This window comes from Acinetobacter sp. GG23 (genome assembly GCF_057766365.1).
Map to the genome: position 1 here is coordinate 51,028 of NZ_JBYMDJ010000006.1, position 21,509 is coordinate 72,536.

Here is a 21,509-nt window from a genome sequence, read left to right on the forward strand (position 1 = left end):
TTACCTCAGATTATTCTTTTAGTTTACTTGTTTGATCTCAAAACCAAGTTCAAGCAACGTGTCACGCTTAGCCACTGGTGCGACCACTGCTCTTACGGGTTTTTGCTGAACCAGATATTGTTCTGCAACGCGTTTTAAATCATCCAAAGTCACTGCAAGTAAACGTGCACGTAACTGCTTACGAACTGCCGGCGTACGTGCATGCAATAAAGCATAACAAGCACTAATGGCTTCACCCGCAGGAGAACCCGGTTTGTCCATGCTCGCAACTAATCCTAAAATTGCTTCTTCAAGTTGATGCGGTAAATGCCCGGTATTCAACAACCAGTCAATACTTGCTTCAAAGTCTTTAAACGTTTCTGCTAAACGTGGATCACGATAGCTATAGAAACGGAACGAACAGGCATTACCATCATAGCTAGCACCACCGCCGTAAGCGCCACCTTTTTCACGGATCGCACTATGCAAGAAGCCATTACGCAAATATGCAGCCAACACCATTAAAGGTGCCGCATCCGGATGAGATACCTCTACAGCAGGATAAGCTGAAGCACAGAATTGAACATTGGCCTGAATTAACCAGGCTTCGTCTTTATTGCTATTTTCTGTGAAAACTGTCGTTAATTCTAGCGGCGTTGGATCAACCGCCAACTTGTCCCAAACGTCCTGAATTTCTTCTATCAAACGATCTGATTGATGTTCTTCACATACCAGCAAGAACTGTTTCGGTGCTTGTAAAAGTACACGATGAATGGCCTTCAATTCAGCAATTAAAGCATCATAAGCAGCTTCGTCATTTTCAATTTTAGTCACCAGCTCAGTTAACCAGTTTAGCGCACCCAAACCGGTATTTTGATAGTCACGTTGGGCCAAGGCGCTACAATTACGTGAGGCAATTTGCATGGCATAACTATGACCAGAACCTGAAACACGTGATTGCCAACGTGTTTTACGTTGCTGCAACAATTCAATAATGCGGTCTTTTTCATCAAAACGCAGTTGTTCAAATGCCAATTTTAATATACGAATCGCTTCAAAATTATTCACCAACGACTTAGTCGTTAGTGTTAACCATGCGCTGATTTTATTTTTATCATCGAATTTCGAACGTAAAGATGCACCCATTCCCACACCACCGCTGACTGCGGTTTGTAGTTGCTGAAGCTCAAGATAATCGTATTCGCCGGCACCAACTTCGCCCAACAAAACAGCCAGCAAGTTGAAATATGGTGACTGCACCACCGCATCCGAAATTTTCACCAGCACCTGTTGATAATAGATACCATTGGTACCTGCATGGTACAGATTCAAAGGTGTATCGTGATTATTACTGATAATTTCACGCAATTGACCTTGCACAATATGCAGATCAGCAGGCACATCTTCCAGTCCAACTTTTGGCAACAAGTTCATATCATCTGGAGTATCCTGGCGAACTTTTAACGCTTCGGTTTGCTTGATGATTTCAGCTTTTTGCTCATCAGTCAGTTTGGCACCAATTTCAGCTAAACGTGCTTTCTCTGCTTCTGCTTCTTTCGCAGATTTAGTTGCATCCGGTACTAAAGTCATTTGCACACGATGGGTATTATCCAGTAAATGCTCTTTAATCAGATTCGACAACCACATTGGATCTTTGAGCTCTTCTTTGACTTGCTCAATTGCAGTATCCACATCCCAAACATGAAGCGGGTCATTGTGATGAATCACACTGCCTAAACCGTTTAAAATCAGGCTTAGCCCATAGGGCATACCGTCACCATTGATCTCACGCTGATGCAATTCAATCTGATGCAAAATCGCATCGACCATTTCAGCATCGACAGGTTTAGAGGCAACTTCTTCCAAAATTTTAAATACACCGTCTTTAAATTCTTGTGCATGTTCCGGGTTTGACCCTTGTACACCACAGAAGAAGGTCATTTCAAAGTTAGAATCATCCACACCCATAATTGGACCGGTAGATTGTGCATAATCACAGGTTTCCAGATAATGACGTAATGGCGAAGCAGAATCTTCCAGCAAAATCCCTTCAACCAGACGCATACCCAAACGCAACTTAATATCGCTTGCTTCAGGCAATAGCCATGAAATGATGTGATAGGTTTTATCTTTTAAGTCTTCAGCATCTAGTGCATAAGTTTCTGTCACTTCAACCGGTGCAGTCAAACGTGTTTCAGGCGTTGAATGCAGCGTTTGACCTTTCTCAAATTTAGACAAAGCTAAGGTTTCGAATTGTTCTTGTAAATGATAGGCAGATTCATTACCAAAAGTCATAAACACCGCATTACTTGGATGATAATGTGACTTATAGAAATCAACCAACTCTGGGTAAGTTAAATCTGGAATATCTCTAGGATCACCACCTGAATTGTAATGATAGGTGGTTTTCGGAAATAAATGATGCGCCAGTTGATGATACAGCTGATCGGAAGGAGAACTCATCGCCCCTTTCATCTCATTAAACACCACGCCTTTATAGACAGGTTCGCCATTTTCCAGTTCAATACGAATACCTTCTTGTGCAAAATCAAGTTCGTTTAAGTTTGCAGCAAAAGCAGCATCTAAATAGACTTCCAACAAGTTTTGAAAGTCTTTTTTGTTTTGTGTTGCAAATGGATAGGCCGTCCAGTCTGCTGAGGTAAAAGCATTCATAAAGGTGTTGAGTGAACGACGAATCATCAGGAAGAATGGGTCACGAACAGGAAATTTTTCAGAACCACATAATGCGGTATGTTCTAAAATGTGCGCCTCACCCTTTGAATCCATGGGTTGAGTACGGAACGCCACCAAAAAGACATTCTCATCAAGTTCGCTTGCAAGATGATAATGTGTTGCACCGGTCACTTTATGTTTATATTCAGACACAAAAACGTCTAAGGCCTCAACATGGTGTTGACGTATCAACTGAAACGCAGGATGAACAGTTTGAGTAATGGTTTCAGTGACATCTACAGTCATGTGATCTCCTAATGTATACATATTTATCAGATATTGTGATTATACCTGAATCTTGAACTATATGGATTCGTACAGTTACGAATTTCCTAGCATTTCAGTCTAGTTTCAACCTTGTTCCTTTTTAAGCAGAATCAACACTATTTTCAAGCAAAAAATAGCAACCGATTGCTATTTTCTAAATCAAATCCAAAAAAATTTTTATTCCTTTTAAACAGGTTCTGAATTGACTTTATTGTTCAGATAAATACTTAATAAAATCGCCGTAAATATCATGGCAGAAGCGAATTAAGTCCGACTATCCGAAGCGATCGATAAAATTTAGCCCTGATTTGAAAAAAAGCATTGCTAAAAATGATGATGGAAAAATGAAGCTCCCGACGTAAACATCCTAAAAGGAGCACTACAGAAAGTACATCTCCCTAGTTTCACCAAAAGTTATAATAAGAACTTTAGTGATCCCAAAAAGTGCCGTGATTTGAAAAAATTTAGAAATGTAAGCTTTAATATTTTGTTGTTGATTCAGCAGTCTGACTCATTAAAGGTCTTTGCTGATATTTTCAAGCGATGTACTTAATTCAACATTAAGATATAGAGCGTTTTTTTATTTTATAGCATTTACCGAAGCAATTAAAAACTCATCCTTGAAATTTAAAAGTGATTGTAATCATAATGCTGATAAGCAAACTTACACTCCTCAGCATCATAACCATGTGATAAAACTAGAGCAGATATTTGAAATAGCTATAATTCGGATGATTTTCAACAAAAACATAATTTTGTTTCTGATAAAAATTTGCTGCAGATTTTGTGTCTATACTTAGACAAAGTGCAGAAAAATTTGCACGGGCATTTTTTTCTAAATGCTGTAAAAGCTGTTTGCCTACACCATGTTTACGATATTTTGGTAACACATAAAAACGACGCACTCGACCAATACGCGCATCAATTTCATTTTCATTCCATTGCTGGTTTAAACCGCCACAGGCGATCAGTTTCTCATCATCATAAACAAAAAGAAGAAATTCCCCTGGCTGATCAAACCTGTTTTTTCCACTTTCATATTCTTCAATCAGTTGATCAACCAATTTAAATCCTTCTTTATGAGCTTGCTTGGCTAATTCCTTGATTTGTGCAGGTAACTGTTCAGCTTTAGCAATCGTGATATTCATCTAATCTTCCTAATTCTTGCCTATTGTGTATTTTGTACGAATAAATCAGCCATATATTGAATTTTATTCATCAATCTACAGCAATCATGAGCATTGGTGTAAACTTAGTGCTTTAATTTGAAATGTGAATGAAAGACATGGCAACTGTTGATCTTTTTGCAATTGGTAATGCATTAATCGACCAAGAATTTAAAGTCTCTGACGATTTCCTTATTCAACAAAATTTGCAAAAAGGCACTATGCAGTTGACTGATGGTGAAACACAAGCAAATTTATATAATAATTTAAAAGAAACGCAAGTATATAAAGGGCAAGCATCAGGCGGATCTGCTGCAAATACCACCGTTGCGTTTAGTGCTTTAGGAAGTAAAGCATTTTATGGATGCCGTGTCGGCAATGATGAACTCGGTCGAACTTACTTAAAAGGTTTAAATGAAGCAGGTATTCAAACCACTGAAAAGTCAGTGAGTGAAGGTGTAACAGGTACTTGCATGGTTCTTGTCAGCCCGGACTCGGAACGTACCATGCACACTTTTTTAGGTATTACTGCAGAACTGAGCGCAGAACAAATCAATTTTGAACCCTTAAAAACTGCAAAATGGCTATATATTGAAGGGTATTTGTCCACCAGTGATACTGCACGCCAAGCGGTTAAACACGCACGTGAAATTGCAAAAGCACATGGTGTAAAAATTGCCCTTACACTTTCTGACCCAGCCATGGTGCAATATGCACGTCAAGGTTTGGATGAATTGATTGATGATGGCGTAGATTTATTGCTTTGCAATTATCATGAAGCCTTAATGTATACAGAAACTGATTCTATTGAAGCTGCATTGGCTAAACTACAGCAAAAGAGCAAATACACTGTCATTACATTATCTGCAGAAGGTGCTTTAATTTCTGATTCAGAGCAAACTCTTAAAGTTCCAGGTCGTGCGGTTACAGCGGTTGATGCCAATGGTGCCGGGGATGCCTTTGCAGGTGCTTTCCTTTATGCATTAAATGCAGGTTTAAGCCTTAAAGTTGCTGCTGAATTGGCAATCCTGATTTCAAGTGAAGTCGTTTCACAATTTGGGCCACGCCTAAGTGTAGAAAATTACAAAGAATTATTAAACAACTTCCAAAAGGAATGTGCATAATGATTAAAATTGCGATGACGGAAGAAATTCCTGAACGTGAAGCGAGATCTTATGAAACGCCAAATGGTGATACCATTTTCATTACACAGCGTGATGGGTCATTTTATGCTTATCAGAATCTCTGCCCGCACTTACAGGTCGAACTGGAGTTTTTAGAAAACCAGTTCTTAGACCGCGATCAGGAATTGATTGAATGTTCTACACATGGAGCACTGTTTCTGGTTGAAACGGGTGAGTGTATTTCTGGACCTTGCCAGGGACAATCACTTGAAAAAGTAGCAATCAATGTGCATTCTGACGGTGGAATTTACCTGAACGAAGAATAAATATAGAGTACAGCCCATTGGAATCTTGCCATGCTTGAGTTTTTACAGAACCATGACTTAATCCCGTTTCATTTAAGTTTATTTGCTTTAGTTTTACTCAGCATGGCAGAAACCATTGGCTATTATTTTAATATTCGTCCTACTCAATATCTAAAGAAACTGTCTCCAAAGAAGCTCTCTGAATCTCCCTTACTGAATGTGAATTTCTCCAAAACACTAATAGTGGTGTTCTTACTGATGAACTTCAGTTTTTCAGGCTATTTTCTTCAACTTTGTGTGTATACCCAACAACAGGAATTTTTACCCGCTTTTTACTTAATCATTCCTGCGCTCATCATTGCAATTTTCTTCACCGTGTTTATGATCCATTGTCTTGATCAAGTCATCAAGCCGACCTTTACCAGACAACAAGTCAGTTTGCTTGGGCGCCTAGCAACCATATCGAGTGGTAATGCCCGTCCTGGCTTTTCTGCACAAGCACGGGTTAGAGATAGCTTTGGTCAGCTGCATTATGTTCAAGTCGAGCCGGAATTTGGTGAACTCGAATTTCAGTCGCAGATTATTTTAATTCGACTAAAAAAGTCACACTATATTGCTAAAAAAATATCTAAGTCCAACTCACTTTTTAGCATGGAAAATCACCATTAACATTCAGGTAGCAAGCCATAAAATTTAATTTTAGAATATAAAAACCAGTTAAGTAAGCCACCTAACTGGCCTTAAAGAGAAAAATATTAACGTTTAAAAAAACCAGAAACCAAGTTCATCACTTGCTGAATATCATCATTGGCTTCCTGTTTATTGGTTTGCTCACCTTGAGGTGTCAAAGAATCAATAATTTGCGGTAAAACTTTTGAAATTGCACCATAAATATCCTGTTTTGGTACTTGTGCTTCCTGTGCTACTTGCTCTACCTCTTGATCATCAAACAGTCTTTGAACCTGTTGCTGATCTACACTGGCATTTTCACCCGGGCCAGTTGAAACCCAGTCATCTACCTGCTTATTTAAGCCCAAACCTTTTAACTTATCCAGAGCGCCTTGTATTCCACCTTGCTTTTGAATCCATGCCAAAACCAAGGGCAAAACTGCAATCAATAAAGTTTTTGTACCACCCCCCCCTAAACCGCCAGTTTGCGGTCTTGGCTGGCTTTGTTGTGTACCGCCTAAATGTCCCAATACTGATCCTAAAATCCCGCCTAAACCACTTTGTTGATGTTGTTGGGATTGCTGGTTGGGTTGAGATTGCTGTTGGGTATTGTTAGCACTTATTTGCCCGAGCACGGAACCCAAAATCCCACCCAAACCACCCTGTTGCGATTGGTTCTGTGATTGATTTTGCTGATTATTACCCAAAGCTTGTTTTGCCAATATTTCTACAATATTACTTAGGTTTGTCATCATATTATCCTTATAGAAGCTCTATAAAAGCATACGATGCTTTCAAAAGCAGCAATGAAGGCAAATTGTTAAGTTTTGCAAGATTTAGCAAAGATATAAACAACTCGGTCTTACCAGCGGAATTTATTCCAGTTTTCAGGATTTGCCCAAAACTTAGAATTAAACCAGTCCGGTACATGCTTATAAGTCAGAATATTGAATTGCCATAAAGCAAAATCACTCTCATGCTTGGTTTTATCAATCAGTTGGGTAAAACCTAATGCACGTAATAGTTTTTCATCCTGCAACTGACTGACCACCACAAGTCTCTTCGCCATTAAATCGCGCAGCTTGACCAATAATTGTGATTTCTCAATATTAGAAATATGAATTAATTCTTGTGAATCAAGCAATACCAGACCTAAGTCATAGCGCTGTGTAAAAGGCAGATTTAAAAACTCAGTTACGGTAAAATAGTGCCATTGAATTGATTGATTGATGTCGTATTGTGCAAGATTCTGGCCAATACATAATGCAGTTTGAATAGGCTGTTCTTTAGATAAATCGTCTAGCATTGAAGCAATGACATTTTGTTCAGCCATAACTGCATCCTTATTATTTGAGAGAGTATTCTTCATGGAACTACAAGGCATTTGCCATAAAATGCATGCAGGTCTAAAGGACCCTATTGTAACTGATCACCAGACCTGTAAGGCAAATGTAGAATATAAATTTGTACTAGATCGCGCTGAAATTGATCTTCCCTTCACTCTGGGACAAGAAGTCGAAATCGAATGGACAGGTAATATTTACTGTGTTTCCTGCGGCAATAAAACACCCAAATCCTATGCGCAAGGTCACTGTTTTAAATGCTTTAAAACCCAAGCTTCATGCGATATGTGTATTATGAAGCCTGAAACCTGTCATTATCATTTGGGTACTTGCCGTCAAGACAGTTTTGCTCAAGAAGTCTGTTTTCAGCCGCATATTGTTTATCTGGCCAATTCCAGTGCATTAAAAGTAGGCATCACCCGTCAGGGACAAATGCCAACCCGCTGGCTTGATCAGGGTGCAACCCAAGCCCTTCCGATCATGAAAGTCGGTTCACGTCGTCTATCCGGTCAACTGGAAATCATGTTCGGGACCCAGGTGGCAGATAAAACTGATTGGCGCAAACTGCTCAAAGGTGAAGCTGAACCTTTAAATTTAATTGAAGTGCGTGAACAGTTGATTGAAGAATTTGCTCCGAAAATTCAAACCATTCGTGATGAATTCAGTCAAAATCTGGAATTCAACGAAACTGTTGAAATCATGGAAAGCGAGCTTCCACGTGAGTTTGTTTACCCAGTAGATGAATATCCTGAGAAAATCAAATCGCATAATCTGGACAAAACTCCGATTATTCGTGGCAAATTATTCGGGATTAAAGGTCAATACCTGATTTTGGATACCGGGGTGATCAATATTCGCAAATACTCGGGCTATGAGCTTAAGCTACGTGCTGAGTAATTTTTGATAAAACATAAAAAAAGCGAGACTTAATATCTCGCTTTTTTATTTCTATAAACTCAAAGTTTAACCAATCATCCAGTTTTGTTCAGCAAATGCAGGTTGAAGCAAATCTTGTGTTGAATAGACAATTGGACTACTTGGCATAATTTCCTGTACAGGTGTTTCAAATAAAGGATTAAGCGGTGTCACGGCAGATGGTGTTTCTATTCCTTGCAACAATAAATTCACATCAATGTCGTTGTCTAACTGTGGTATAAGAATACTTAGTGTATCTGGCGTATTTTCATTCCCAAGCACAAGAATCTCTTCAATTGAAGCCTGTTGCTCTTCAATCACAGGAAAATTCAGCTTCGCGATAGATATACTTTCACTACGCTCACCTGCGATATTTTCAGAATACAGAGTTAAGAAACCACCCTGTGCAATTGGATTCTCAATCCACCATTCACCATTTTCATCGGCATAAGTAATATATTCTACGTCATTCGCCAAAATTACAATTTTACCATATGGCATTGCTTGACCCGCAAGCTGCTCATCATTTTTAAGAATATTTGGTATAACAAGTTCAAACAAAATATAGCTCGACTCTTCTGGTTCTTGTGGAGGCTCAGGAAGAATAACAGGAATCACTAAAGAGATCGAAGGTGACTTTAAACCCTCATTTGTAATCAGGTAAATTTCAAGTGTTCCACCTTGTGCAATTGGATTCTCTAATGACCAATTTCCATCCTCATCTGCGATAGTCGTATATTCCTGACTATTGCTGACTGCAACAATCTGGGCATGAGGCATTGCTGTGCCTGTCAGCTTTTTACCAACCTCTACAACTTCAGGTGCGTATGGCACAACCTGTGGTATTGGCGGAATAACCGGATCAGGTGGCACATACGACACAATCGTTGGCGATTCCAGACCAAATTCGTTACGCGCAAACACCTGGATCGCAGTACCCGGCACAAGCGGATTTAATAGTGACCAATTCCCATTTTCATCAGGTTCAACACTATATTCAACCCCTTCATGGCGTACAACCACCGTCACATGCGGATCTGCAGTGCCTTCAAGATAATCACCAACTTGGGAAAATAATGGCGTACTTGGCAATGATGGAAGCTGTGCCAATGAAATTTCCTGTGAGGCTACACCTTGTGCATTTATAGCAACAATCGTAACTGAACCAGCGCCAATGATTGGATTATTGATACTCCAGAAACCTTTTGCATCTGCTGTGGTTTGATATTGCTGATCTTCATAAGTGACATTAATCTTTGCTTTTGGATCTGCAGTACCTGTGATAGTTTGCACGCTAAAATCAGTAACTTCTGGTGTAGATGGCTGTTTGATCACGACCATAACCTTTGCCAGGTTTATTGACTGAGATAAATTGCAGCAGTTTAAAAAAAAATTGTTGAACTGGGGTATAAACAAGGGCTTTTTTCATTATGGACCTGATGTTTTATGGTTATAAAATCATGTTTTTGTTGTATTCCTTGGTAATTTAACCTTAAATTCCATCAAAACCAAATCATATCTTTTGCTAAGACCATTTTATTTTTTTATGACTATAAAAAACCTGCGTTAACGCAGGTTTTTTTGTTTCATCGAGAATTATTTAATTTTTGCATGCGATTTCAGATATTGAGTGTAATCATCTAGTTCTTGTTGACCACGAAGTTGCTGGTACAACTTAGACAATTCATTTAATTGATCATCTGTTAAAGCATTAGCTGTAGTCTTATTTACATTCGACACGGCAACCACCACCAATTCATTTGGCAAGGAAGCTGTGGTTACTGACCACATGCCTGCTTTTGGTGCGGGAACACTAAATGCAGCACGTTCAATCTCACGTTTCAGACCTTGTGAACGGGTAAATACACCTGCACTTTCAAATGCGATCTTACTTTGTGCTAATACAGTTGCGGCAGGTTGTGACTTGAAGCTATTCAATGCCGTTTGGATTTTCGCCTTAGCTGCATCAACTGCTTTTTGTTCAATCAGTTTAGCTTTAACACGAGGTGTTGCCTCTGCCAGCGTTTGCACACCGGCAGCATGATAATTACGTACTTTCACCCAAACTGTATCCCCATTCGCTAGCTGGATACTGCTTGAAGCATTACGGTCACCATTTTTCACATCATCATTAAATAGCTTAACTTTTACATTCGCATCACTCAGTACCGAATGTTGAGTCGCTAAAGTCATCCCTTTGATTGATTGAACAGTAACCCCTTTCACTTCCTGAGCAACAACATCAAGCGCATCACTACCGACGACCATTTCATTCAGACCATTTACCGTATCTGAAAAAGCATTTGCAGATTTGTTCTTTTGCAATTCGGCCATCAGGCGTGGTTTTTCAGTTTCAAATGATGGAAGCTTAATGGCTGCCGCTTCTGTTTCAATTAAATGATAACCATACTGAGTTTTAACCGGAGCTGATACTTGCGCTGACTTTAACGAAGCCACCGCTTGATCAAATGCATCGCCAAATACACCTTTGGCATATGCCTCTACCACACCGCCTTTGGCTTTGGACTCAGTATCATCTGAATATTGCGCAGCAGCCTGAGTAAAGCTCATCCCTGCTTTAATTTTCGCAGCGACCTCAGTAGCTAATTTCTTCGCTTCTGCATCTGAACGAGTATCTGCTGCAATTAGAATATGCTTCACGAGTGGTTTAGCATCTTTCTTTTGCGCATCTACAAATGTTGCATAAGCTTGCTGTAATTCCGCCTCTGTGACTTGCGTATTGGCAGGTGCAACATTCGCTGGCGTTAATACCACATAATCCACATCTACACTTGCAACTTGTTTAAATGAATTTTGATGTTTGTTGTAATAAGCAGCAACTTCCTGAGCTGTTACTTTTACATTTTTTTTGTATTCATCCAGTTTAATGCTTGCAAGATGCAATGTACGTTGTTCAGTTTGCAAATTCGCAATTTGTTCAATATCTGATTTACTGACCAAAGCATAATCTATAAATGTTGAAGTCAGCATTTTTAAGGCATGGTCTTGACGTAAATTTGCAATTAAAGCTTGGCTGGTCATCCCCACTGAACGCAAATAGTTTGCATACAGGCTTTCAGAAAATTTACCGTTTTCTTGGAAATTTGGTTGCTGGGCAACCATTTGCTCAATCTGTGCATCACTTAAAGAAATACCCAATTCTTCTGCCTGTTGTAATAACAAGGTACGCGCCACCAAGGTATCCATCGCTTTATTTTGAATAAAAGATTGATTCAATAAAGTTTCGTCACCATTGGCATAAGTCAGGTACTGGTCTTTAAATGATTTCGTCAGTGTTTCTAGCTCTTTTTTAGAAATTTCTTGGCCATTCACTAATTTTGCTGTGTCTTCGGATTTGCCACCACTAAAATATCCTTCAATACCTACAAGTGCTAAAGGGGTCAAAAACAATATAAGCAAAACTTTGCCTAACCAACCCTTAATAACTTTACGAAAAGATTCCATAAGTATTCCAATATTTTATTTGTGAGCGATTTTAACCGAAAACCCACAATGAATGAATGCGTTAAAACTGAAAATCGCCACTATTAATAAAAAAACGCGCCTAATGCGGCGCGTTTATCGGCTTTAAAAAAGATTAAGCAACAGAATCTTTTAAACCTTTACCAGCTTTAAAGCTAGGCACTTTGCTTGCTTTAATTTCTAAAGCTGCACCAGTCTGTGGGTTACGACCAGTACGTGCTGCACGTTCTTTTACGTTGAATGTACCAAAACCAACAAGTGTTACAGTATCACCAGATTTAAGTGCTTCAGTAATTGAAGCAATTGTTGCATCTAAGGCTTTACCTGCATCAGTCTTAGACAATCCCCCTTTCTCTGCAATTGCATCGATTAATTCTGATTTATTCATGAAGATTACGTCCTCTTAATATCGTTTATTTAAGGTCTAAGGATTCCATAGCACCTTTATAGCAATGCTTTAGGGCAAAACGCAATACTCTGGATATCGATTTCTGCAAAATAAATGCGAAAAAAATTGTTGAAAAATGCAGAAAAACCAAAAATGTTTCATTTTTTTACAATTTGCTCTTTTAGAAACTTATTTTCTTCAACTAAAAAATCAACCTTGCTATGTAATTGTAATATGAGACTTTCTAAATGCTGAATATCTTTTACCGTTACTAAACCAATTCGGTTTAAAGAATGGTTCACACTATGGTCAATTAGCTTCTCAACTTTATCTTTAGTATCCGTAACTGACTCTTTGGCTTTCTCCGACACCTTTTCCACAGTTTGATCAGCAATTTCCGCAGTTTTAGATTCCAGTTCTTCTCCCACTTTAACCAAAGAGTCAAATAATTTATTTCCCTCTTCTTCTGCACGTGAAAAAGCACCTAAACCTGCAAGCCAAATTTGTTGTGTATATTTACGGAAATCCAACCCTGATCTTCGTCCTTCACGCGACTTATTCTTTTTCCTATCAATATCTTCCAATTGTTTTTGTTCATCTTCCTGATCCTTTGCTTGCTTATCCATTGATCTTTATCTCCCAATTGTTTTATGTACTGCTAAACATATTTATCCATAAAATACACTGATAATAGCAAATTAAATACTTGATAGATTTGCTAAACTGTTCTACAAAGCAAGATTATTATGTATTTGGTTTAAAGTCCTGAAACATATTTTACGAGCTAGGATGCTCTATTTCAGGTAAGGATTAAGTTTTATGAGTGAATCGCAGCAAAGTCAAACTCAACCGCATTTGTTGCTAACAATGGTTATGATTGTTCTTGAAACGATTTTTACCCTTATTTTGAAGCATGATCGCGTTATTGGTTTGCAAGCTAAAAAATTTATAGATCAAAAGGTTGCGATTAAAATCAATAGTTATTTACCCTATTTTGATTTTTACATTCAATTTACTGAACATGGAATTTTATTTGATACCAAAGCGCCAGAAAAAGCGGTTGATCTGGATATCCGCACCACCCTTATGGATTTAATTAAAGTCTTTGTGTTTGCCAACCGTCGCAGTCTGAAAAAAATGCGTATTGATGGTGACCTTACTTTAAAAGATGAGTTCCGCGATTTAGCTCTATTTTTTAGTTTTCCAAAAGTTTTATCAGATTGGAAGCAGTGGTTAAATGAACCCACTGATGAGCAAGATGTTATCGCTTCAAAAAAGCGCATTGCGCCTCTTTTGGAAAAAATTGACCTGCAACGCTCCAGAATCAATAGCCTGGAGGTTGAAGTCAAACAATATAAAAACCGGATTCGCCGTATTCAACAAAAACAGAAAAGAATTAATATTTCGTTTATTGTAACGGCAGTGCTTTTAATTGTTTTATTAGTGTATAATTTATGGCTTGGATAAATATACATTTTTTCTTCTAAAACGAAAAAACTTAAAGCCTAATAAAAAACTTGACTATTTTAGTCAGGATTCTTAAAATCGACACATCTAGTCTTAACATGTGTATCGAATCATGCGTCTTACTACTCGCGGTCGCTACGCAGTGACTGCTCTACTTGATTTAGCTTTGCAGCCAACTGAACAAACGATCACGCTTGCTGAAATTGCAGCCCGTCAAACTATTTCTGTGGCTTATCTTGAGCAGCTATTTGCGAAATTAAAGCGTCACGGCTTAGTGTCTAGTGTACGTGGTGCCAACGGTGGCTACCATCTTGCTCGTCGCGCTGATGAAATCACTGTATTAGAAATTATTGAAGCTGTAAACGAAACAGTCGATGCAACGCGTTGCGACCATAAAGGCAACTGCCAAAATGGTGCAATGTGCTTGACTCACGATTTATGGCAAGAACTCTCCCACCACATTGCCGATTATTTAGCAAAAATTACTCTTGCTGATCTTGTAGCACGTGACAACGTTCAAACCGTTGCAATCCGCCAAAATTCACCAAGTTTTGATTCAGCCCTTTTATCGGTTACAGGTATTTGACATGAAACGTCCGATTTATCTTGATTATGCAGCAACTACTCCTGTAGACCCTCAAGTTGCAGAACGTATGATGGAGTGCTTAACATTCGATGGTACTTTCGGTAATGCTGCATCTCGTTCTCATGCTTACGGGTGGCAGGCAGAAGAAAAAGTAGAATATGCACGTGAACAAGTTGCCAATTTGATTAAAGCAGATCCACGTGAAATCGTGTGGACGTCTGGCGCAACTGAATCAGATAACCTTGCATTAAAAGGTGTTGCCCAATTCTATGCCTCTAAAGGCAAGCACATCATTACCAGTAAAATTGAACATAAAGCAATTTTAGATACTTGCCGTGAACTCGAAGAAGAAGGTTTTGAAATCACCTATATTGAGCCAGAACCAAAAACCGGTTTAATTACGCCTGATATGGTTAAAGCTGCGATTCGTCCAGATACCATTCTTGTTTCCCTGATGATGGTGAACAACGAAATTGGTACCGTGACTGATGTTGCCGCAATTGGTGAAATCACTCGCGCCAATAAAACCTATTTCCACGTCGATGCTGCTCAAGCTGCCGGTAAAGTTGAAATTGATCTTTCAACCATGAAAATCGATTTAATGAGTTTTTCTGCTCATAAAATTTATGGCCCTAAAGGTATGGGCGCCCTGTTTGTACGTCGTAGTCCGCGTGTTCGCCTTAAAGCTCAAATGCATGGTGGCGGTCATGAACGTGGTATGCGCTCAGGCACCCTTCCAACCCACCAAATCGTAGGTATGGGCGAAGCCTTTGAACTTGCTGGTAAAAACCTGGTATCTGAACAGAACCGTCTGCGTGTACTACGTGACAAACTTTGGAATGGGCTACAAGGCTTAGAACAAGTGTTCTTAAATGGTCACCCTGAATACAATGTTGCAAACTATCTAAATGTAAGCTTTAACTTTGTTGAAGGCGAATCATTAATGATGGCATTGAAAGATGCAGCTGTATCATCGGGTTCTGCATGTACTTCTGCAACACTTGAGCCTTCTTATGTACTTCGTGCATTAGGTCTTTCTGATGAACTTGCTCACAGTTCGATTCGTTTCAGCTTCGGTAAATATACCACTGAAGAAGATATCGACCATGTAATTGAAGTAACCAAAGCTGCTGTACAAAAACTACGTGATCTTTCCCCTCTTTGGGATATGTACAAAGATGGTGTAGATCTCTCTACCGTAGAGTGGGCTGAACACTAATTTATTCTTGGCATCTTATAGAATTTCAGTAAGATGCCCCCATATTAATACTTATCAAGGCTGACCTCGAGGTTTGGAGACGCATCATGGCTTATAGTGAAAAAGTAATTGATCATTACGAAAACCCCCGTAATGTTGGTGTTTTAGATAAAAACGCTGAAAATGTTGGTACAGGTATGGTCGGTGCACCCGCTTGTGGCGATGTTATGCGCCTTCAAATTCAAGTGGATGACAACGGTGTAATTGAACAGGCACGTTTCAAAACTTATGGTTGCGGATCTGCTATTGCTTCAAGTTCACTTGTCACTGAATGGCTTAAAGGTAAAACTTTAGACCAAGCACAAGCAATCAAAAACATTGATATTGCAACTGAACTCGCGCTTCCTCCAGTAAAAGTACACTGTTCTGTACTTGCTGAAGATGCTATTAAAGCTGCTGTTGAAGACTACCGCAGCAAAAAAGCTAAAGCTTAATCGCTTTAAGTTTTGAATAAGGAATAACGGAGTTTTCATGATTCATTTAACTGAAAATGCTGCAACTCATATCAGCAATTACTTAAAAAATCGCGGTAAGGGTGAAGGCATTCGCGTTGGCGTGAAAACTTCAGGCTGTTCTGGTTTGGCATATGTACTCGAGTTCGTCGATGAGATTGATGAACATGATCAAACTTTTGAACAGTTTGGCGTTAAGGTTTTCATTGATCCTAAAAGCAGTGTCTATTTAGAAGGTTTAGAAATGGACTATGTGAAAAATGGCTTGAATGAAGGCTTCGAATTTAACAACCCCAATAAAAAGGGTGAATGTGGGTGTGGTGAATCTTTCACTGTTTAATCAGCACCTTTCATTCTCTTGTAAAGCATTAAAACAGTGTACAATACACTGTTTTAATTGCATTTATATGTCCAGTAATTTTTATAGAACTTTCGCGGATCAAATCTCCCATGAATCATTTTGAGTTGTTCAATCTTCCTGTAGCACTCGATATTGATTTAGCAGCTTTAAAAAATGAATTTTTAAAATTGCAGCAACAATATCATCCCGATAAAGCTGAAGACAAAGATCAGGCATTGATTAAATCAAGTGAAATCAATCAGGCTTTTAAAGTCTTATCTCAAGTTGATAGTCGTGCGGGATATCTGCTTTCGTTAAAAAAACAGGATCATCTGCTTGATCAGTCCATCAGCGATTTTGATTTTTTACAATCTGCGTTAGAAATTCGTGAACAGCTAGATGAAGCTCATACCAGTGATGATTTGATTTCACTTAAACACGAAGTCCAACAATGGATTGACAGTTTGGTTCGTGAATTTAAAATTGACTATACTGAAGAAGATTGGGCAGAAGCACGCGATACAGTACGTAAATTACGTTTTTTCCAGAAAGTTATGGCAGATATCGATAAAGCTGAAGATCGCTTTTTAGATGATGATTCTTTCGATCTTGACGATGATTTTTAATTTATTTCTACTTTTAGACGTTCAAAGGATGTAACCCAATGGCTCTCTTGCAAATTGCAGAACCCGGTCAATCAAGTGCGCCCCATGAACACCGTATTGCCATTGGTATCGATTTAGGTACAACACACTCTTTAGTGGCTACGGTTTTATCAGGCAAAGCTAAAGTTCTTAACGATGAACAAGGTCGTGTGTTACTTCCATCGATTGTGCATTATGCAGATGAAGCCACCCAATATGGTGATGAAGCTAAAGCATTCATGACCAGTGACCCTAAAAATACTATTACCTCTGTTAAGCGCTTTATGGGTCGTTCAAAGGCGGATATTAAATTCCAGCATCCATATACACTGGTAGGTGAAGATCACCAAATGCCAGCTTTTGAAACTCACCAAGGTCGTAAAACTCCTGTTGAAATTTCGGCTGAAATCTTAAAACAATTAAAAGCGCGTGCTGAAGGAAGTCTAAAAAATCCAATTAATGGTGCAGTAATTACTGTTCCTGCCTATTTTGATGAAGCTCAACGTCAGGCCACTCGTGATGCAGCCCAACTCGCGGGTTTAAATGTTCTACGTTTACTGAATGAACCGACTGCTGCTGCGGTAGCTTACGGGCTAGATCAAGCAAGCAATTTAGCTTCTGACCGCAACTATGTAATTTATGATCTAGGCGGTGGTACTTTTGACGTTTCTATCTTGCGTTTTGCCCAAGGGATATTCGAAGTTTTAGCTACGGGTGGTCATACTGCTCTTGGTGGTGACGATTTAGATCGCTTAATTGTGAAATGGGCAAAGAAACAGCTTAATATTGAAACCTTGGATGATGCAGAACATGCACATCTGATGGTTGCTGCACGTAACGCCAAAGAAGCATTAACAGAGTTAGAATCAGTTGAACTTCAGGCGCTAAATCAGGTTTTAACTTTAGAACGTGCAACCTTTGAAGACATCATTAAAATTGCTTTAGACAAAACCATTAGCGTATGCAAACGCGTAATGCGTGATGCCAAACTTGAGCTTAATGACATTCAAAACGTTGTTCTGGTCGGTGGATCAACCCGTTCTTATGCGGTACAAAAAGCTGTTCGCGATGTGTTTAGTCAAGAACCTTTATGCACCATTAATCCCGATGAAGTGGTTGCTATTGGTGCTGCCATTACTGCAGATCAGCTGATTGGCAATAATAAAGATGGCTCATTGCTGCTGGATGTTACCCCACTCTCTTTAGGTTTAGAGACCATGGGTGGTCTGGTTGAGCGCCTTATTTCACGCAATACCGCCATTCCTGTAGCACGTCGTCAAGAGTTTACCACTTATCAAGATGGTCAAACTGCGATGCTGATTCATGTGGTACAAGGTGAGCGTGATCTGGTTGAACACTGTCGCAGTTTAGGCCGTTTTGTCTTACATGGCATTCCACCGATGACTGCAGGCCAAGCACGTATTGAAGTGACTTTCCAAGTGGATGCAGATGGCTTACTGACTGTTGCAGCAAAAGAAACCACCTCTGGCGTGCACGCTCAAATTGATATTAAGCCTTCTTATGGTTTATCGGATTCTGATACTGAACGCTTATTGATTGAAGGTTTTAAATTTGCTGAAGAAGATAAAAATCTTCGTCACTTGCAAGAAACCAAAGTTGAAGCACAACGTGAACTTGAAGCACTCATCCAAGCATTAAAAGTTGATTCAAACCTGCTTAGCGCTGAACAACTTGTTGCTTTAGAACAAGCCAAAGTTCAACTTGAAAGCCAATTAGCCAGCAATAATATCAAGGCTATTGAACAAGCAGTGCAACAGCTTAAAACACATAGTGATGCCTTTGCTGCAGCACGTATGAATCAACATATTGATGCTGCGCTTAAAGGCACTCAACTTGATGATTGGTCAAACTCACCCGAATAAATAGGTAAAAATTATGCCACGTATTAAAGTTCTTCCACATGCGCAAATTTGCCCGAACGGTGCTGAGTTTGAAGTCGAACAGAATGCCAATCTCTGTGAAAGTTTATTGAAAAATGGCATCAAGATTGAGCATGCCTGTGACATGTCTTGTGCATGTACCACTTGTCATATTGTGGTTCGCAAAGGTTTTGACAGCTTGGAAGAAATGACTGATGTTGAAGCAGATTTACTTGATCGCGCTTGGGGTCTTGAACCTGACTCACGTCTTTCATGCCAAGTAAAAATTGTGGATGAAGATTTGGAAGTTGAAATTCCGAAATACACGATCAATCATGCTTCTGAAAATCATTAATTGATTTAAAGATGCATAAAAAACCACGCTAAGCGTGGTTTTTTATGCATTTTTTATATTTTTATCTGGAATTGAATAGAAATGGTGCTTATTGATATTGTTCATCTTTCTGATCTTCAATTATTTCATCTTCTAAATTTAGTTTTACAATACCTTGAGAATTAGTCATTTTTTGCTGTTTTTGTATACGTTTGATCATTTTTTCCAGAACATTGATTAGCTCTGGATATTCGTAGTTTTGCACTTCATCTAGATTCAGCAATAAATGGAAGCCTTTATATTCATAATCAAACCAGCGCTGATAATCCGATTTACGTGAAGTATATTTTTCCATCACTTGCCAGGTGTTGACTGACCCTTGAATACCTTTCAGCTTAATTGGTGCTTTAGGTGCACACAAATAATCATTTTTAATTAAATTATAAGTATCATCAGAAATTAATATTTCATCTACTTCTGCCGCACTTTGCAAACGCGCCGCCAAATTTGCATCACGTCCAACGATGGTATATGCCATACGGTGAGCCGCGCCATAATTTCCAACGTGACAATATCCCGTACTAATCCCCATACGAATATGTAAAGCAGGATAGCCCATTTTAATCCAGCGCTCTCTTAATAATTTCATTTGCTGACGCATATCAATCGCCATGTCTAAACAAGTTTTTGCATCTTGTTCAACACCTTGAGAAATCGGATCACCAAAGAAAATAAGAATTGCATCTCCCATAAACTTATCGACAGTCGCTTCATACTGTTTCGCAATTTCTGTCATATGACTTAGGTAGTCATTCAGCAAGAATGCCAAGTCATCCGGGATAAGAGTTTCAGAGAGTTCGGTAAAACCTTGAATGTCTGAAAAGAAAATGGTCATTTTCTTACGCTTGTATTCAATTTTGGCTTCCGACTCACCCTTCATGATCGATTGCCACAACTGTACTGGTGCGTAACGGCTGAGCTGGTTGGCAAACTCCATATAGCGATTCATTTGCTCATAATAATAAGCTTTACGATCAGTAATATGCTGAATTTGACTACGCTGGTAAAAACTTCCCACGCCAAAATAAGTGATGAGGCAAATAAAACCCAAGACAGTTAATTCGCCTGTGGTTTGTTCAAAATACTCACCCAATCCAAAAATGAAGATATTACACAGATAAAAATTTGCGATTCCAATAAGACTCGCCAATGACACCATGAGAAATGAAATTTTATTACTGATTGCAGTATAAAGAAGTGCAAAAAATGAAATAAAAGTCAGTACCAGATTTAAATGAATGGCAGATAAAATAACTGAAATAACAATAACATCAATAAGGAATAACAGACTGCGTTTTATTCTTGAATTATAACGGTACAACAACCCATTCGATAACTTCGGGATAATCAGTAACACAAACAATAAAAATACTGGAACATAGATTTGATAATGCGTATCAGAAGAAGTGTAATGATAGACAATGACCAGTAAAGACAACATGATATACCCCATCAAGCGATGAAAGTATTCAAATTGTCTCGGCTCTTTTCTAATCCAGTCGTCTAATGGCACTCAATCACTCCTGGTCCCAGTATTCCCCCAAACACTCCCTGTCTGGTTTTTGAATTGCTTTGAATTAATCCATACGCCAATCAAATGGCATATCACCTTGACCACGTAGCGCAAGCATTAAAGTTTGACGCATATGTGAAAGTACTTCATTGCTATATGGAACAGCAGGTGTGCCCCAAACTGGTTTTGGCCAAGCGACATCATTCTGGTAACGCACGACATGATGAAAATGTAATTGTGGAACCATATTTCCTAAAGCAGCAACATTCATTTTGTCTGCACGGAATACACGTGCCAACTGGCTTGATAACCAGCTAGATTCACGTAGGAATTGTTCTTGGTCAGCCTGACTTAATTCATATAATTCACTAATACCCGGTACGCGCGGAATTAATATGAGCCACGGAAATTGCATATCATTCATTAAACGACATGTTGACAGTGGAAAGTCGCCTACAAAAAAAGTATCTTGAGCAAGTTGTGGATGCAAACTAAACATATCTTTATAAATTATGCAAAATTAGAATGATGGCTAATACTATCACATCCAATGGGACGTGAATATTCTATGCAATGTGTTTCATTACAAATAAACCACTATTT

22 protein-coding genes are annotated in these 21,509 nt (G+C 38.9%); 12 read left to right on the plus strand and 10 right to left on the minus strand.

The features are described from left to right. Window positions 1-18: 18 nt before the first annotated feature. Window positions 19-2,958 (minus strand): insulinase family protein, encoded by a 2,940-nt coding sequence (locus tag AC3CAU_RS10900; protein ID WP_447052929.1) that lies wholly within the window; start codon window positions 2,956-2,958, stop codon window positions 19-21. Between the two features lie 719 nt (window positions 2,959-3,677). Beyond that, window positions 3,678-4,127, minus strand: a complete 450-nt coding sequence (locus AC3CAU_RS10905; protein ID WP_447052928.1) for a GNAT family N-acetyltransferase — start codon at window positions 4,125-4,127, stop codon at window positions 3,678-3,680. A 137-nt stretch (window positions 4,128-4,264) separates the two neighbouring features. Between AC3CAU_RS10905 and AC3CAU_RS10910 the strand changes: the two genes are divergently transcribed. From AC3CAU_RS10910 to AC3CAU_RS10920, 3 genes are read left to right on the plus strand one after another with little or no spacing between them, the layout of a single operon-like run. Further along, the gene (locus tag AC3CAU_RS10910) at window positions 4,265-5,269 is read left to right on the plus strand and encodes an adenosine kinase (protein WP_447054308.1); all 1,005 of its coding nucleotides are present in this window, start codon (window positions 4,265-4,267) and stop codon (window positions 5,267-5,269) included. A 14-nt stretch (window positions 5,270-5,283) separates the two neighbouring features. After that, window positions 5,284-5,595, plus strand: a complete 312-nt coding sequence (locus AC3CAU_RS10915) for a Rieske (2Fe-2S) protein (RefSeq protein WP_171255367.1) — start codon at window positions 5,284-5,286, stop codon at window positions 5,593-5,595. Between the two features lie 30 nt (window positions 5,596-5,625). Further along, window positions 5,626-6,243 carry an OB-fold-containig protein gene (locus AC3CAU_RS10920; RefSeq protein ID WP_131214387.1) on the plus strand — a complete coding sequence of 206 codons (618 nt, stop codon included), beginning with the start codon at window positions 5,626-5,628 and terminating at the stop codon, window positions 6,241-6,243. Window positions 6,244-6,329: 86 nt separating this feature from the next. Here AC3CAU_RS10920 and AC3CAU_RS10925 read toward each other — a convergent pair whose 3' ends face one another. Then, a complete protein-coding gene (locus tag AC3CAU_RS10925; RefSeq protein ID WP_131214388.1) occupies window positions 6,330-6,995 on the minus strand; it encodes a YidB family protein in 666 nt (221 codons plus the stop codon). Window positions 6,996-7,105: 110 nt separating this feature from the next. Then, window positions 7,106-7,576, minus strand: coding sequence for a DUF6231 family protein (locus AC3CAU_RS10930; RefSeq protein ID WP_447052927.1), 471 nt, complete (start codon window positions 7,574-7,576; stop codon window positions 7,106-7,108). 34 nt (window positions 7,577-7,610) lie between these two features. Here AC3CAU_RS10930 and AC3CAU_RS10935 point away from each other — a divergent pair, with 34 nt between their 5' ends. Beyond that, window positions 7,611-8,483, plus strand: a complete 873-nt coding sequence (locus AC3CAU_RS10935; protein ID WP_447052926.1) for a DUF2797 domain-containing protein — start codon at window positions 7,611-7,613, stop codon at window positions 8,481-8,483. Between the two features lie 66 nt (window positions 8,484-8,549). On the opposite strand, the gene AC3CAU_RS10940 is transcribed toward AC3CAU_RS10935, so the two are convergent. The 4 genes from AC3CAU_RS10940 to AC3CAU_RS10955 form a co-directional block, all read right to left on the minus strand. Beyond that, complete coding sequence (locus AC3CAU_RS10940; protein ID WP_447052925.1) at window positions 8,550-9,842, minus strand: hypothetical protein; 1,293 nt, start codon at window positions 9,840-9,842, stop codon at window positions 8,550-8,552. A 255-nt stretch (window positions 9,843-10,097) separates the two neighbouring features. Beyond that, window positions 10,098-11,966 (minus strand): SurA N-terminal domain-containing protein, encoded by a 1,869-nt coding sequence (locus AC3CAU_RS10945; protein WP_447052924.1) that lies wholly within the window; start codon window positions 11,964-11,966, stop codon window positions 10,098-10,100. Between the two features lie 133 nt (window positions 11,967-12,099). Further along, window positions 12,100-12,372, minus strand: a complete 273-nt coding sequence (locus AC3CAU_RS10950; RefSeq protein WP_004651791.1) for an HU family DNA-binding protein — start codon at window positions 12,370-12,372, stop codon at window positions 12,100-12,102. 158 nt (window positions 12,373-12,530) lie between these two features. Then, window positions 12,531-12,998: a phasin family protein gene (locus AC3CAU_RS10955; RefSeq protein WP_447052923.1), complete on the minus strand. Its 468-nt coding sequence runs from the start codon at window positions 12,996-12,998 to the stop codon at window positions 12,531-12,533. Between the two features lie 193 nt (window positions 12,999-13,191). On the opposite strand from AC3CAU_RS10955, the gene AC3CAU_RS10960 reads away from it, so the two are divergent. The 8 genes from AC3CAU_RS10960 to fdx all read left to right on the plus strand — a co-directional run bounded on the left by AC3CAU_RS10960 (window position 13,192) and on the right by fdx (window position 19,354). Then, on the plus strand, window positions 13,192-13,839 hold the full coding sequence (locus AC3CAU_RS10960) for a hypothetical protein (protein ID WP_447052922.1): 648 nt from the start codon (window positions 13,192-13,194) through the stop codon (window positions 13,837-13,839). A 112-nt stretch (window positions 13,840-13,951) separates the two neighbouring features. Continuing rightward, entirely contained in the window at window positions 13,952-14,425 is a 474-nt protein-coding gene (locus AC3CAU_RS10965) for an Rrf2 family transcriptional regulator (RefSeq protein ID WP_131214394.1), read from the plus strand. Window position 14,426: 1 nt separating this feature from the next. Further along, entirely contained in the window at window positions 14,427-15,644 is a 1,218-nt protein-coding gene (locus AC3CAU_RS10970) for an IscS subfamily cysteine desulfurase (protein WP_447052921.1), read from the plus strand. Window positions 15,645-15,730: 86 nt separating this feature from the next. After that, entirely contained in the window at window positions 15,731-16,117 is a 387-nt protein-coding gene (gene iscU / locus AC3CAU_RS10975; RefSeq protein ID WP_004651785.1) for a Fe-S cluster assembly scaffold IscU, read from the plus strand. 37 nt (window positions 16,118-16,154) lie between these two features. After that, window positions 16,155-16,475 carry an iron-sulfur cluster assembly protein IscA gene (gene iscA / locus AC3CAU_RS10980; RefSeq protein ID WP_131214396.1) on the plus strand — a complete coding sequence of 107 codons (321 nt, stop codon included), beginning with the start codon at window positions 16,155-16,157 and terminating at the stop codon, window positions 16,473-16,475. Between the two features lie 110 nt (window positions 16,476-16,585). Continuing rightward, window positions 16,586-17,101, plus strand: a complete 516-nt coding sequence (gene hscB / locus AC3CAU_RS10985) for a Fe-S protein assembly co-chaperone HscB (protein ID WP_131214397.1) — start codon at window positions 16,586-16,588, stop codon at window positions 17,099-17,101. A gap of 38 nt (window positions 17,102-17,139) precedes the next feature. Next, entirely contained in the window at window positions 17,140-19,002 is a 1,863-nt protein-coding gene (hscA, locus tag AC3CAU_RS10990) for a Fe-S protein assembly chaperone HscA (protein WP_447052920.1), read from the plus strand. A gap of 13 nt (window positions 19,003-19,015) precedes the next feature. Next, complete coding sequence (gene fdx / locus AC3CAU_RS10995; RefSeq protein WP_131214399.1) at window positions 19,016-19,354, plus strand: ISC system 2Fe-2S type ferredoxin; 339 nt, start codon at window positions 19,016-19,018, stop codon at window positions 19,352-19,354. Window positions 19,355-19,442: 88 nt separating this feature from the next. Here fdx and AC3CAU_RS11000 read toward each other — a convergent pair whose 3' ends face one another. Both AC3CAU_RS11000 and AC3CAU_RS11005 read right to left on the minus strand, forming a co-directional pair. Next, a complete protein-coding gene (locus tag AC3CAU_RS11000; protein WP_447052919.1) occupies window positions 19,443-20,906 on the minus strand; it encodes an adenylate/guanylate cyclase domain-containing protein in 1,464 nt (487 codons plus the stop codon). Window positions 20,907-20,970: 64 nt separating this feature from the next. Next, the gene (locus AC3CAU_RS11005; protein WP_131214401.1) at window positions 20,971-21,405 is read right to left on the minus strand and encodes an HIT domain-containing protein; all 435 of its coding nucleotides are present in this window, start codon (window positions 21,403-21,405) and stop codon (window positions 20,971-20,973) included. Window positions 21,406-21,509: the final 104 nt, after the last annotated feature.

Bases quoted from the DNA above. Each gene is read 5' to 3' on its own strand.
- AC3CAU_RS10915 (WP_171255367.1), top strand. From the start codon at position 5,284: ATGACGGAAGAAATTCCTGAACGTGAAGCGAGATCTTATGAAACGCCA.
- AC3CAU_RS10925 (WP_131214388.1), bottom strand. From the start codon at position 6,995: ATGACAAACCTAAGTAATATTGTAGAAATATTGGCAAAACAAGCTTTG.
- AC3CAU_RS10955 (WP_447052923.1), bottom strand. From the start codon at position 12,998: ATGGATAAGCAAGCAAAGGATCAGGAAGATGAACAAAAACAATTGGAA.
- AC3CAU_RS11005 (WP_131214401.1), bottom strand. From the start codon at position 21,405: ATGTTTAGTTTGCATCCACAACTTGCTCAAGATACTTTTTTTGTAGGC.
- AC3CAU_RS10940 (WP_447052925.1), bottom strand. From the start codon at position 9,842: ATGGTCGTGATCAAACAGCCATCTACACCAGAAGTTACTGATTTTAGC.
- AC3CAU_RS10930 (WP_447052927.1), bottom strand. From the start codon at position 7,576: ATGGCTGAACAAAATGTCATTGCTTCAATGCTAGACGATTTATCTAAA.
- AC3CAU_RS10945 (WP_447052924.1), bottom strand. From the start codon at position 11,966: ATGGAATCTTTTCGTAAAGTTATTAAGGGTTGGTTAGGCAAAGTTTTG.
- fdx (WP_131214399.1), top strand. From the start codon at position 19,016: ATGCCACGTATTAAAGTTCTTCCACATGCGCAAATTTGCCCGAACGGT.
- iscA (WP_131214396.1), top strand. From the start codon at position 16,155: ATGATTCATTTAACTGAAAATGCTGCAACTCATATCAGCAATTACTTA.
- AC3CAU_RS10950 (WP_004651791.1), bottom strand. From the start codon at position 12,372: ATGAATAAATCAGAATTAATCGATGCAATTGCAGAGAAAGGGGGATTG.
- AC3CAU_RS10970 (WP_447052921.1), top strand. From the start codon at position 14,427: ATGAAACGTCCGATTTATCTTGATTATGCAGCAACTACTCCTGTAGAC.
- AC3CAU_RS10905 (WP_447052928.1), bottom strand. From the start codon at position 4,127: ATGAATATCACGATTGCTAAAGCTGAACAGTTACCTGCACAAATCAAG.
- AC3CAU_RS10910 (WP_447054308.1), top strand. From the start codon at position 4,265: ATGGCAACTGTTGATCTTTTTGCAATTGGTAATGCATTAATCGACCAA.
- AC3CAU_RS10935 (WP_447052926.1), top strand. From the start codon at position 7,611: ATGGAACTACAAGGCATTTGCCATAAAATGCATGCAGGTCTAAAGGAC.
- hscA (WP_447052920.1), top strand. From the start codon at position 17,140: ATGGCTCTCTTGCAAATTGCAGAACCCGGTCAATCAAGTGCGCCCCAT.
- AC3CAU_RS10960 (WP_447052922.1), top strand. From the start codon at position 13,192: ATGAGTGAATCGCAGCAAAGTCAAACTCAACCGCATTTGTTGCTAACA.
- AC3CAU_RS10965 (WP_131214394.1), top strand. From the start codon at position 13,952: ATGCGTCTTACTACTCGCGGTCGCTACGCAGTGACTGCTCTACTTGAT.
- hscB (WP_131214397.1), top strand. From the start codon at position 16,586: ATGAATCATTTTGAGTTGTTCAATCTTCCTGTAGCACTCGATATTGAT.
- AC3CAU_RS10900 (WP_447052929.1), bottom strand. From the start codon at position 2,958: ATGACTGTAGATGTCACTGAAACCATTACTCAAACTGTTCATCCTGCG.
- iscU (WP_004651785.1), top strand. From the start codon at position 15,731: ATGGCTTATAGTGAAAAAGTAATTGATCATTACGAAAACCCCCGTAAT.
- AC3CAU_RS10920 (WP_131214387.1), top strand. From the start codon at position 5,626: ATGCTTGAGTTTTTACAGAACCATGACTTAATCCCGTTTCATTTAAGT.